Source organism: Escherichia sp. MOD1-EC6098, from assembly GCF_002965865.1.
GTDB classification, from domain to species: Bacteria; Pseudomonadota; Gammaproteobacteria; order Enterobacterales; family Enterobacteriaceae; genus Escherichia; species Escherichia marmotae.
Map to the genome: position 1 here is coordinate 46,585 of NZ_PTSN01000009.1, position 12,250 is coordinate 58,834.

Sequence of the window (12,250 nt, forward strand, 5' to 3'; positions counted from 1 at the left end):
CGGGTATATCAATGCGTCTGGCTTGCCTTTATACTACCGCGCGTTTGTTTATAAACTGCCCAAATGAAACTAAATGGGAAATTTCCAGTGAAGTTCGTAAAGTATTTATTGATCCTTGCAGTCTGTTGCATTCTGCTGGGAGCAGGCTCGATTTATGGCCTCTACCGCTACATCGAGCCACAACTGCCGGATGTGGCGACATTAAAAGATGTACGCCTGCAAATTCCGATGCAGATTTACAGTGCCGATGGCGAGCTAATTGCTCAATACGGTGAAAAACGTCGTATTCCGGTTACGTTGGATCAAATCCCGCCGGAAATGGTGAAAGCCTTTATTGCGACGGAAGACAGCCGCTTCTACGAGCATCACGGTGTTGACCCGGTGGGGATCTTCCGTGCGGCAAGCGTGGCGCTGTTCTCCGGCCACGCATCACAAGGGGCGAGCACCATCACCCAACAACTGGCGAGAAACTTCTTCCTGAGTCCAGAACGCACGCTGATGCGTAAAATTAAGGAAGTCTTCCTTGCGATTCGTATTGAACAGTTGCTGACGAAAGACGAAATCCTCGAGCTTTATCTGAACAAGATTTACCTCGGTTACCGCGCCTATGGTGTCGGTGCTGCGGCACAAGTCTATTTCGGTAAAACGGTCGATCAATTGACGCTGAACGAAATGGCGGTGATTGCCGGGCTACCGAAAGCCCCCTCCACCTTCAACCCGCTCTACTCTATGGATCGTGCCGTTGCGCGACGGAACGTCGTGCTGTCGCGAATGTTGGACGAAGGGTATATCACTCAACAGCAGTACGCTCAGACACGCACTGAGCCGGTTAACGCCAACTATCACGCACCGGAGATCGCCTTCTCAGCGCCGTATCTCACCGAAATGGTACGCCAGGAGATGTATAACCGTTACGGCGAAAGCGCTTATGAAGACGGTTATCGCATTTACACTACCATTACCCGCAAAGTGCAGCAGGCCGCACAGCAAGCAGTACGTAATAACGTTCTGGACTACGACATGCGTCATGGCTATCGCGGCCCAGCCAATGTGCTGTGGAAAGCAGGTGAGTCAGCGTGGGATGACAAAAAGATTACCGATACGCTGAAGGCGCTGCCGACCTATGGTCCGCTGCTGCCTGCCGCGGTCACCCGCGCCAACCCGCAGGAAGCGACAGCAATGCTGGCGGACGGAACATCTGTAACGCTGCGAATGGAAGGAGTGCGCTGGGCGCGGCCTTATCGTTCAGATACTCAGCAGGGACCGACGCCGCGTAAAGTGAGCGATGTTGTGCAAACAGGTCAGCAAATCTGGGTTCGCCAGATGGGCGATGCCTGGTGGCTGGCACAGGTGCCGGAAGTGAACTCAGCGCTGGTATCTATCAATCCACAAAACGGCGCGGTTATGGCGCTGGTTGGTGGCTTTGACTTCAACCAGAGCAAATTTAACCGCGCCACCCAGGCGCTGCGTCAGGTTGGTTCGAATATCAAGCCTTTCCTCTACACCGCAGCGATGGATAAAGGTCTGACGCTGGCAAGTATGTTGAACGATGTGCCGATTTCCCGCTGGGATGCAGGCGCGGGTTCAGACTGGCAGCCGAAAAACTCACCACCGCAGTATGCCGGTCCAATCCGTTTACGCCAGGGGCTGGGTCAGTCGAAAAACGTGGTAATGGTACGAGCGATGCGTGCGATGGGCGTGGACTATGCCGCAGAGTATTTGCAACGCTTCGGCTTCCCGGCACAAAACATTGTCCACACTGAATCGCTGGCGCTGGGTTCTGCTTCCTTCACGCCGCTACAGGTGGCGCGTGGGTACGCAGTGATGGCTAATGGTGGCTTCCTAGTTGACCCCTGGTTTATCAGCAAAATTGAAAACGACCAGGGTGGCGTGATTTTCGAAGCTAAACCGAAAGTAGCCTGCCCGGAATGTGATATTCCGGTGATTTACGGTGATACGCAAAAATCGAACGTGCTGGAAAATAGCGACGTTGAAGATGTTGCTACCTCTCGCTCGCAGCAGAATGTTTCCGTTCCAATGCCGCAACTGGAGCAGGCTAATCAGACATTAGTGGCGAAGACTGGCGCACCAGAGTACGCACCGCACGTCATCAGCACACCGCTGGCATTCCTGATTAAGAGCGCCCTGAACACCAATATCTTTGGTGAACCAGGTTGGCAGGGCACCGGCTGGCGCGCAGGCCGTGATTTACAACGTCATGATATTGGCGGGAAAACCGGGACAACCAACAGCTCGAAAGATGCGTGGTTTTCGGGTTACGGTCCAGGCGTTGTGACCTCGGTATGGATTGGCTTTGACGATCACCGCCGCAATCTCGGCCACACCACGGCTTCCGGCGCGATTAAAGATCAGATCTCGGGTTATGAAGGTGGAGCGAAGAGCGCGCAGCCAGCATGGGATGCTTATATGAAAGCCGTGCTGGAAGGCGTGCCGGAACAACCGTTGACACCGCCACCAGGCATTGTGACGGTGAATATCGATCGCAGCACCGGGCAACTGGCTAATGGTGGCAACAGCCGCGAAGAGTATTTCATCGAAGGTACGCAGCCTACACAGCAGGCGGTGCGCGAGGTGGGAACGACCATTATCGATAATGGTGAGGCGCAGGAATTGTTCTAAAAACGACGCCCGGCAACGTTAATGTTGTCGGGCTTTTTTTGCCGGATGCGGCACAAGTGCCTTATCTGGTCTACAAAATCGTGAACACTCAATATATTGCAGGAACCGCGTAGGCCTGATAAACGTAGCGCATCAGGCAAGCCTCACGTATTTACAACCGCCCCTGCCCCTTCAACCACTCACGTACCAGGAACAGCGCACTGACATTGCGCGCTTCGTTGAAATCAGGGTCTTCGAGCAAATCCATCATATGCGCCAGCGGCCAGCGCACTTGCGGCAGCGGCTCTGGCTCATCGCCTTCCAGCGATTCAGGGTAGAGATCCTGCGCCACCACGATATTCATTTTGCTGGAAAAGTAAGACGGTGCCATGCTGAGCTTCTTCAAGAAAGTCAGATCGTTCGCACCAAATCCCACTTCTTCTTTTAGCTCGCGGTTAGCGGCTTCATAGACACTTTCACCGGGGTCAATTAACCCTTTCGAAAATCCTAACTCGTAGGATTCAGTTCCCACTGCGTATTCGCGGATCAAAATCAGGTGATCGTCCACAATCGGCACAATCATCACGGCTTCCCGGTTGGTTGGACGCATTCGTTCATAAACACGCCGCACGCCGTTGCTGAACTCCAGATCCACGCTTTCGACGGTAAACAATCGGGAACGGGCTACAGTTTCAACATTCAGAATGGTGGGTTTTTGTAATGATTTGCTCATCGTGGAATCTATGCTGTGAAATCAGCAGTTATTGTGCGATATCGGACACGCTTTCGGCAATGTGAATTGCATGTTATTTACATTTACGTAACCTAATAAATAATCATTCTCAAATCAAATAAAAAGTCAATAGGTTGAAATAAGTCCAGGAATTTGCTGATATTCCGCCCTCAGAGGGTTTGCTATGATCAGCGGTTACTGGGATGCGCTTAATGATGCTCAAGTTCAACTCCACGCTTGCCGATAGCCAACCGCAGAATCCTATATTGTGTCCAGGATGCGACTAACCACACCTGACAAATTAAGTAAGATGGGGAAAGCATGAGCACCATTGTGATTTTTTTAGCTGCTTTGCTGGCCTGCTCACTACTTGCAGGATGGCTGATAAAAGTACGCTCCAGGCGACGTCCACTGTCCTGGGCTAACGCCTTCGCTGATGCGCAAACGCGCAAACTCACTTCTGAAGAACGTAGCGCCGTTGAAAATTATCTCGACAGTCTGACGCAGGTTTTGCAGGTTCCCGGCCCAACGGGTGCCAGCACGGCTCCTGTTTCTCTGACCCTGAACGCCGAAAGCAACAACGTCATGATGTTGACGCACGCCATCACGCGTTATGGCATTTCTACCGACGATCCAAACAAATGGCGTTACTATCTCGATTCGGTGGAAGTCCACCTGCCCCCGTTCTGGGAGCAGTACATCAACGATGAAAATACCGTTGAACTGATCCATACCGATTCGCTGCCGCTGGTTATTTCACTCAACGGTCATACGCTGCAAGAATACATGCAGGAAACTCGCGGCTATGCGTTACAGCCAGTCCCGTCAACGCAGGCGTCGATTCGCGGAGAAGAAAGCGAACAAATTGAATTACTCAATATTCGCAAAGAAACGCACGAAGAGTATGCGCTTAGTCGCCCGCGTGGGCTGCGTGAAGCGTTACTGATTGTCGCCTCCTTCCTGATGTTCTTTTTCTGCCTGATTACCCCGGATGTCTTTGTTCCGTGGCTGGCTGGTGGCGCATTACTGCTGCTGGGAGCAGGCCTGTGGGGACTATTTGCACCGCCGGCAAAATCATCCCTGCGGGAGATCCACTGTCTGCGTGGTACGCCGCGTCGTTGGGGATTATTTGGCGAAAACGATCAGGAACAAATCAACAATATCTCGCTCGGTATTATCGACCTGGTCTATCCCGCGCACTGGCAGCCTTATATTGCCCAGGATCTGGGGCAGCAAACGGATATCGATATCTACCTTGATCGGCATGTGGTACGCCAGGGACGCTATCTTTCGCTGCATGACGAAGTGAAAAACTTCCCGCTGCAACACTGGCTACGCAGTACGGTTATCGCTGCCGGATCGCTGCTGGTGCTGTTTATGCTGCTGTTCTGGATCCCGCTGGATATGCCGCTGAAATTCACCCTCTCCTGGATGAAAGGCGCGCAGACCATTGAGGCCACCAGCGTTAAACAACTGGCAGATGCCGGAGTACGTGTAGGCGATACCTTACGTCTTAGCGGTACAGGGATGTGTAATATCCGCACTTCCGGCACCTGGAGCGCGAAAACTAATTCACCGTTTTTGCCATTTGACTGCTCGCAGATCATCTGGAATGACGCCCGTTCATTGCCATTACCAGAGTCTGAACTGGTCAACAAGGCCACGGCACTGACCGAGGCAGTAAACCGCCAGTTGCACCCGAAACCGGATGATGAATCTCGCGTCAGCGCCTCATTGCGTTCAGCAATTCAGAAATCCGGCATGGTACTGCTTGATGACTTTGGCGACATTGTGCTGAAGACGGCTGATCTCTGTGCTGCCAAAGATGATTGTGTACGGTTGAAAAATGCGCTGGTAAATCTCGGCAACAGTAAGGACTGGGACGCACTGGTAAAACGCGCCAACGCCGGAAAACTCGACGGTGTCAATGTGTTACTCCGCCCGGTGAGTGCAGAATCACTCGATAACCTGGTGGAAACCTCTACAGCACCATTCATCACTCATGAAACGGCGCGAGCGGCGCAATCACTGAATAGCCCGGCACCGGGAGGATTCCTGATTGTCAGCGACGAAGGCAGTGATTTAGTCGATCAACCGTGGCCTGCGGTTTCGCTTTATGATTATCCGCCACAAGAGCAGTGGAACGCCTTCCAGAAGCTGGCACAAATGTTGATGCATACGCCTTTTAACGCCGAGGGGATCGTCACCAAAATTTTCACCGACGCCAACGGCACGCAGCATATCGGCCTGCACCCCATCCCGGATCGCTCCGGACTGTGGCGCTATCTGGGCACGACATTGCTGTTGCTAACGATGCTGGGCAGCGCCATCTATAATGGCGTGCAGGCCTGGCGGCGATGCCAGCGTCACCGTACCCGTATGCTAAAAATTCAGGAATACTACGAAAACTGCCTGAATTCGAAACTGCTGACATCTTCAGAAAGCCTCATCGAATAACACGTTTGCGCGGCAGGTTATGCTACCCTGTCGCGCAAATTGCTTCACTCTGGAGATTCCCCCATGCATATCAACATTGCCTGGCAGGACGTAGACACCGTTCTGCTGGATATGGACGGCACACTGCTCGACCTCGCTTTCGATAACTATTTCTGGCAAAAGCTGGTGCCCGAAACCTGGGGCGCGCAGAACGGTGTCACGCCACAAGAAGCGATGGAATATATGCGCCAGCAATATCACGACGTGCAGCATACGCTAAACTGGTACTGTCTTGATTACTGGAGTGAGCAACTGGGCCTGGATATTTGCGCGATGACCACCGAAATGGGGCCACGCGCCGTGCTGCGTGAAGATACCATTCCGTTTCTTGAAGCTCTGAAAGCCAGCGGCAAGCGGCGAATTTTGCTCACTAACGCCCATCCGCACAATCTGGCGGTAAAACTCGAGCATACCGGTCTGGACGCACACCTTGATTTATTACTTTCCACCCACACATTTGGTTATCCGAAAGAGGATCAGCGGTTATGGCATGCGGTGGCCGAAGCTACGGGTCTGAAAGCTGAAAGAACGCTGTTTATTGATGACAGCGAAGCGATTCTCGACGCTGCCGCGCAATTTGGTATTCGTTACTGCCTCGGCGTTACTAATCCCGACTCAGGGATTGCTGAAAAACAGTATGAGCGCCATCCGTCACTGAATGACTACCGCCGCCTGATCCCCTCGCTAATGTGAAGGAGACGCCATGAAAGAAAAACCTGCTGTTGAGGTTCGACTGGATAAATGGCTATGGGCCGCCCGTTTTTATAAAACCCGCGCGCTGGCCCGCGAAATGATTGAAGGCGGTAAGGTGCATTACAACGGGCAGCGCAGCAAGCCGAGTAAAGTCGTCGAACTGAATGCCACGCTCACACTGCGCCAGGGAAATGACGAGCGAACAGTAATTGTGAAGGCGATTACTGAGCAGCGTCGCCCCGCCAGCGAGGCGGTCTTGCTGTATGAAGAGACTGCGGAAAGTGTAGAGAAACGCGAAAAAATGGCGCTGGCACGTAAACTTAATGCCTTAACCATGCCGCACCCGGACCGACGCCCGGACAAAAAAGAGCGCCGCGACCTGTTACGATTTAAACACGGCGACAGTGAATAACTGTCACCTGCAAGAGAGATGATTATGCCGCAACATGACCAATTACATCGCTATCTGTTTGAAAACTTTGCCGTGCGCGGCGAACTGGTAACCGTTTCGGAAACCCTGCAACAGATCCTTGAGAATCACGATTATCCGCAGCCGGTGAAAAACGTGCTGGCAGAACTGCTGGTCGCAACCAGCCTGCTGACCGCTACACTGAAGTTTGATGGTGATATCACCGTGCAACTACAAGGCGACGGCCCGATGAATCTGGCGGTCATCAACGGAAACAACAAACAACAGATGCGCGGCGTCGCACGCGTGCAGGGCGAAATTCCAGAAAATGCCGATCTGAAAACGCTGGTCGGTAACGGTTATGTGGTAATTACCATTACGCCGAGCGAAGGCGAACGCTATCAGGGCGTCGTTGGTCTGGAAGGTGATACCCTGGCAGCTTGCCTGGAAGATTACTTTATGCGTTCTGAACAGTTGCCGACGCGCCTGTTTATTCGCACCGGCGAAGTAGATGGTAAGCCTGCCGCTGGCGGCATGCTGTTGCAGGTGATGCCTGCGCAAAATGCCCAGCAGGATGACTTCAATCACCTGGCGACACTGACCGAAACCATCAAAACCGAAGAACTGCTGACCTTACCGGCAAACGAGGTTTTGTGGCGTTTGTATCACGAAGAAGAAGTGACGGTTTACGATCCGCAGGATGTTGAGTTCAAATGCACCTGCTCGCGTGAACGTTGCGCCGACGCGCTGAAAACGCTGCCGGATGAAGAAGTAGATAGCATCCTGGCGGAAGAAGGCGAAATTGACATGCATTGTGATTACTGTGGTAACCACTATGTGTTCAATGCGATGGATATTGCCGGGATCCGCAACAACGCATCTCCGGCAGACCCGCAGGTTCATTAATTAGTAAATCCGGCAGAGACAACTCTGCCGGATTTTTTGTCTTAATAGCCTGATGCGCTGCGCTTATCAGGCCTACGGTATAAATCGCAAGTTATTGTAGGTCAGATAAGGCGTTCGCACCGAATCCGGCAAAAATCAGATGCGCGTTGTCACTCATTCAGATTCAAATCCAGCGTTTCACCATCCACCGTAAGATCGCGCCACGCTTTAGGCTTCGTCCCCAGTTTTCCCTCCTTCGCAGCAGTGAGTAATTTTTCTTTCGTTATTTCGCGCGGAAGTAAACTCATCGTAAGCTCTTGCCATTCTTTCTTGTCAGGATCAAAGCCATAAACAATATATCTTTCACTATTAAAAGCGAAAAGAATCCCCTCTGCCCTGCCATCACTATTCAGATCTTGCTCAACCAGTACACAGGCGTCTTTTTCAATACATATCATCGCGTTATAGAGATTTTTCATCACTGCCGACCAGAATGTCGCATCCGGTTTGCCAGAACCTGGGGCAATTAATACATTATCGGCTAATGCTTTTTCCGATATCCGCTGCTGAAGACGCTGGACTCCATCAAACGCCATAAGCAGACTCCGTCTGCGTTTCGGCTCTTTCATATACTCGACATCGCTTTTCAGCGACTCGAGCGCCGCACGTCCATAGCGACCGCTCTGTTCGAGCATGTAGATACTCACCTGGTCTGGCGTGTTTTTGCCGCTCTGATAACGCGCCATATGACTGTTCACGCTAATGCGCATACTGTCCAGCACTGGAGAATTAAGCAATACCAGTATTACCAGCACCAGCAACGAAACCGCAAGATTCACTTTACCCTGAAGAACAAGGGGATTTTGCCCTTTACGCCAGACAATACTGACAAAATATCCCAGCGACCAAACCAGTAACACCACCACAGCCAGCGCACCATGCAAGCGTTCGGCAGTCCAGCCGTACTGAGCAACCCGCAACCATAACGCCCAGGCGGCAATCAGCACATACAGCGGCGTAACCAGCAGAGCGGTTTTAATCAGGTAACGCAACGGGCCAGCCCAGGGAATTGATGCTTTTTGCGGATCGCGGACAACGGCCATTAAAAGCAGTTGCAAAAAGGCCAGCGTCAAAAGCAACCCAGCGGCAGAGATATGGCGAGAAATCGCATTCAGGCCCGCAAACGGCAGGGTGATAATAAACAGCAGCGTCAGCAATGACACCAACGGCAGTAAACCCGTGGCAATTAACGTGAACAACTTTTGAATTGAGTCAATTAAACGTGACTGTGTCCGCGCCAGGATCACCGCCAGCGCAGTAACCAGCCCCAGCGTAAGATAAATAAACCAGTCGGTTGAAAAAAAGAGCGTTTTGAAAAACGTGATGCCAACAAGTTTAAATAACTCACTCCACAGTAAAAGCACCAGCCACGTCAGGCCATTGGTGATAAAAATCACTAATAATACAAGTACGTTATGCCATACCGACTGGTAAAAATAGCTATAGCGGGTAATGTCATTGTGCACACGCAGGCTCTGTTGTATCCACGGCAGCAACATCACTCCCATCAACAGCAGATAACAACCAAAATCCCAAAGCGCCTTTTCCGCTCTCCAGGGACTCATGCCATCAATTTGCCACTTCAGCCAGCCGCTCATCCCGAGAGTGGCAATCAACACTATCGCCAACCATCCCCAAAGTCGCTTCTGTTTGAAGGACACCACGGTGAAGAGTAAAACAGATGAAAGCGCCAGGGTCGCAGGCACGCCATAGACAATCCAACTGTTATTTTTTCCGGCAAGCCAGGTTATCAGCAAGTAGCAAACCAGCCCCTGGAGTAATCCGGTAGCAACCATTCCCCAGCGTGTTACGGGTGAAAGTTCAACGTTGTCCATGTTGGTATCCAGATTCGAAAGGAGAGTTAATTATCGCATCCAGGCAGGACTAATTTGCTTTTTTCAGAAAATAATCAAAAAAAGTTAGCGTGGTGAATCGATACTTTATCTATTGAATTTTCATCAGTTTCATAAATGAATGCGATTACGCTCACAATATCCCTGCCATATAAACCAATTTTTAACCTTTTAAGAACATTTTCCACACCGGGAATGCTATTTCTGCGATAATAGCAACCGTTTCGTGACAGGAATCACGGAGTTTTTTGTCAAATATGAATTTCTCCAGATACGTAAATCTATGAGCCTTGTCGCGGTTAACACCCCCAAAAAGACTTTACTATTCAGGCAATACATATTGGCTAAGGAGCAGTGAAATGCGCGTTAACAATGGTTTGACCCCGCAAGAACTCGAGGCTTATGGTATCAGTGACGTACATGATATCGTTTACAACCCAAGCTATGATCTGTTGTATCAGGAAGAGCTTGATCCAAACCTGACCGGTTATGAGCGCGGGGTGTTAACTAACCTGGGTGCTGTTGCCGTCGATACCGGGATCTTCACCGGCCGCTCACCAAAAGATAAGTATATCGTCCGTGACGATACTACCCGCGATACCTTCTGGTGGGCCGACAAAGGCAAAGGTAAGAACGACAACAAACCTCTCTCTCCGGAAACCTGGCAGCATCTGAAAGGCCTGGTGACCAAACAGCTTTCCGGCAAACGCCTGTTTGTCGTTGACGCTTTCTGTGGCGCTAACCCGGACACTCGCCTTTCCGTGCGTTTCATCACCGAAGTGGCCTGGCAGGCGCATTTCGTCAAGAACATGTTTATTCGCCCGAGTGATGAAGAGCTGGAAGATTTCAAACCAGACTTTATCGTCATGAACGGCGCGAAGTGCACCAACCCGCAGTGGAAAGAACAGGGTCTGAACTCTGAAAACTTCGTTGCGTTTAACCTGACTGAGCGCATGCAGTTGATTGGTGGCACCTGGTACGGCGGCGAAATGAAGAAAGGGATGTTCTCAATGATGAACTACCTGCTGCCGCTGAAAGGCATTGCCTCCATGCACTGCTCCGCCAACGTTGGCGAGAAAGGCGATGTTGCGGTGTTCTTCGGCCTTTCCGGCACCGGTAAAACCACCCTTTCCACCGACCCGAAACGTCGCCTGATTGGCGATGACGAGCACGGCTGGGATGATGACGGCGTATTTAACTTCGAAGGCGGCTGCTACGCGAAAACCATCAAGCTGTCGAAAGAAGCAGAACCCGAAATCTACAACGCCATCCGTCGCGATGCGCTGCTGGAAAACGTCACCGTGCGTGAAGATGGCACTATCGACTTTGATGATGGTTCAAAAACCGAGAATACCCGCGTTTCTTATCCGATCTATCATATCGAAAACATCGTTAAGCCAGTCTCCAAAGCGGGCCACGCGACTAAAGTGATCTTCCTGACCGCAGATGCTTTTGGCGTACTGCCGCCGGTTTCTCGCCTGACTGCCGATCAAACCCAGTACCACTTCCTCTCAGGCTTCACCGCCAAACTGGCCGGTACTGAGCGTGGCATCACCGAACCGACGCCAACCTTCTCTGCCTGTTTCGGCGCGGCATTCCTGTCGCTGCACCCGACTCAGTACGCAGAAGTGCTGGTGAAACGTATGCAGGCGGCGGGTGCGCAGGCATATCTCGTTAACACCGGCTGGAACGGCACTGGCAAACGTATCTCCATTAAAGATACCCGCGCCATTATCGATGCCATCCTGAACGGTTCGCTGGATAACGCAGAAACCTTCACCCTGCCGATGTTTAACCTGGCGATCCCAACCGAGCTGCCGGGCGTAGACACGAAGATCCTCGATCCGCGTAACACCTACGCCTCTCCGGAACAGTGGCAGGAAAAAGCTGAAACGCTGGCGAAACTGTTTATCGACAACTTCGATAAATACACCGACACCCCTGCGGGTGCCGCGCTGGTCGCTGCTGGCCCGAAGCTGTAATCAGTTAAGTTAAGAGACAAAAGCCCCCGTTTCGCAAGATACGGGGGATTTTTTATAGTAGAAAGGAAGCATCAATGAGCTACGATTTAATGGTGTTTGAACGTAGTGCAGCCCCACAAGATCCGGCTGTTTTTATGGAATGGTATGAGAAGCAAACTTCGTGGAGTGAACAACACGACTACAATAATTCAGAAATAAGCAGCCCCGCCCTTAGAAATTTTTACTCAACTCTGATTCAAACCTTCCCTAATTTAAATGGGCCGGATGCCCCCGATGACGAACAGTTCGATAAGCTGGATGAGTCAGGATTAGATGTTTATTTGACCGACTATTCAATTGGAAAAAATATTATCTATATGGCATTTAGCTGGTCTGTAGCAGATGACGCATTGAAAAAAGTTCGTGAAATAGCTCACCTTCATCAAGTTGGTTTTTGCAATGTAAGTAGCAATATGGAAGTTGAATAATCTTATCAACACGATGAGTCTATATTCTCGTGTTGTGAGCATAATGTATTAGA

At 51.2% G+C, this 12,250-nt stretch carries 9 protein-coding genes; 7 read left to right on the forward strand and 2 right to left on the reverse strand.

Features of this window, described 5'->3' with window-relative positions; all coding sequences use genetic code 11:
- Nucleotides 1-87 precede the first annotated feature (87 nt).
- Nucleotides 88-2,640 (forward strand): peptidoglycan glycosyltransferase/peptidoglycan DD-transpeptidase MrcA, encoded by a 2,553-nt coding sequence (mrcA, locus tag C0K55_RS11400; RefSeq protein WP_016262610.1) that lies wholly within the window; start codon nt 88-90, stop codon nt 2,638-2,640.
- Nucleotides 2,641-2,791: 151 nt separating this feature from the next.
- Here the strand turns inward: mrcA and nudE are convergent, their stop codons facing one another.
- Complete coding sequence (nudE, locus tag C0K55_RS11405) at nt 2,792-3,352, reverse strand: ADP compounds hydrolase NudE (protein WP_000045743.1); 561 nt, start codon at nt 3,350-3,352, stop codon at nt 2,792-2,794.
- Nucleotides 3,353-3,673: 321 nt separating this feature from the next.
- Here nudE and igaA point away from each other — a divergent pair, with 321 nt between their 5' ends.
- From igaA to hslO, 4 genes are all read left to right on the forward strand, one after another.
- The gene (gene igaA / locus C0K55_RS11410; protein WP_038355348.1) at nt 3,674-5,809 is read left to right on the forward strand and encodes an intracellular growth attenuator protein IgaA; all 2,136 of its coding nucleotides are present in this window, start codon (nt 3,674-3,676) and stop codon (nt 5,807-5,809) included.
- A 63-nt stretch (nt 5,810-5,872) separates the two neighbouring features.
- Nucleotides 5,873-6,541 carry a GMP/IMP nucleotidase gene (gene yrfG, locus C0K55_RS11415; protein ID WP_000547898.1) on the forward strand — a complete coding sequence of 223 codons (669 nt, stop codon included), beginning with the start codon at nt 5,873-5,875 and terminating at the stop codon, nt 6,539-6,541.
- A gap of 10 nt (nt 6,542-6,551) precedes the next feature.
- On the forward strand, nt 6,552-6,953 hold the full coding sequence (gene hslR, locus C0K55_RS11420; protein ID WP_000660493.1) for a ribosome-associated heat shock protein Hsp15: 402 nt from the start codon (nt 6,552-6,554) through the stop codon (nt 6,951-6,953).
- Between the two features lie 24 nt (nt 6,954-6,977).
- Nucleotides 6,978-7,856 carry an Hsp33 family molecular chaperone HslO gene (gene hslO, locus C0K55_RS11425; RefSeq protein WP_001517230.1) on the forward strand — a complete coding sequence of 293 codons (879 nt, stop codon included), beginning with the start codon at nt 6,978-6,980 and terminating at the stop codon, nt 7,854-7,856.
- 149 nt (nt 7,857-8,005) lie between these two features.
- Here the strand turns inward: hslO and C0K55_RS11430 are convergent, their stop codons facing one another.
- Nucleotides 8,006-9,730, reverse strand: coding sequence for a DUF4153 domain-containing protein (locus tag C0K55_RS11430; RefSeq protein ID WP_105266378.1), 1,725 nt, complete (start codon nt 9,728-9,730; stop codon nt 8,006-8,008).
- Nucleotides 9,731-10,107: 377 nt separating this feature from the next.
- On the opposite strand from C0K55_RS11430, the gene pckA reads away from it, so the two are divergent.
- The gene (pckA, locus tag C0K55_RS11435) at nt 10,108-11,730 is read left to right on the forward strand and encodes a phosphoenolpyruvate carboxykinase (ATP) (protein WP_001517232.1); all 1,623 of its coding nucleotides are present in this window, start codon (nt 10,108-10,110) and stop codon (nt 11,728-11,730) included.
- A gap of 74 nt (nt 11,731-11,804) precedes the next feature.
- Nucleotides 11,805-12,197, forward strand: a complete 393-nt coding sequence (locus tag C0K55_RS11440; RefSeq protein WP_016249283.1) for a hypothetical protein — start codon at nt 11,805-11,807, stop codon at nt 12,195-12,197.
- Nucleotides 12,198-12,250 lie beyond the last annotated feature (53 nt).

Bases quoted from the DNA above. Each gene is read 5' to 3' on its own strand.
- igaA (WP_038355348.1), top strand. From the start codon at position 3,674: ATGAGCACCATTGTGATTTTTTTAGCTGCTTTGCTGGCCTGCTCACTA.
- C0K55_RS11440 (WP_016249283.1), top strand. From the start codon at position 11,805: ATGAGCTACGATTTAATGGTGTTTGAACGTAGTGCAGCCCCACAAGAT.
- nudE (WP_000045743.1), bottom strand. From the start codon at position 3,352: ATGAGCAAATCATTACAAAAACCCACCATTCTGAATGTTGAAACTGTA.
- pckA (WP_001517232.1), top strand. From the start codon at position 10,108: ATGCGCGTTAACAATGGTTTGACCCCGCAAGAACTCGAGGCTTATGGT.
- hslO (WP_001517230.1), top strand. From the start codon at position 6,978: ATGCCGCAACATGACCAATTACATCGCTATCTGTTTGAAAACTTTGCC.
- hslR (WP_000660493.1), top strand. From the start codon at position 6,552: ATGAAAGAAAAACCTGCTGTTGAGGTTCGACTGGATAAATGGCTATGG.
- yrfG (WP_000547898.1), top strand. From the start codon at position 5,873: ATGCATATCAACATTGCCTGGCAGGACGTAGACACCGTTCTGCTGGAT.
- C0K55_RS11430 (WP_105266378.1), bottom strand. From the start codon at position 9,730: ATGGACAACGTTGAACTTTCACCCGTAACACGCTGGGGAATGGTTGCT.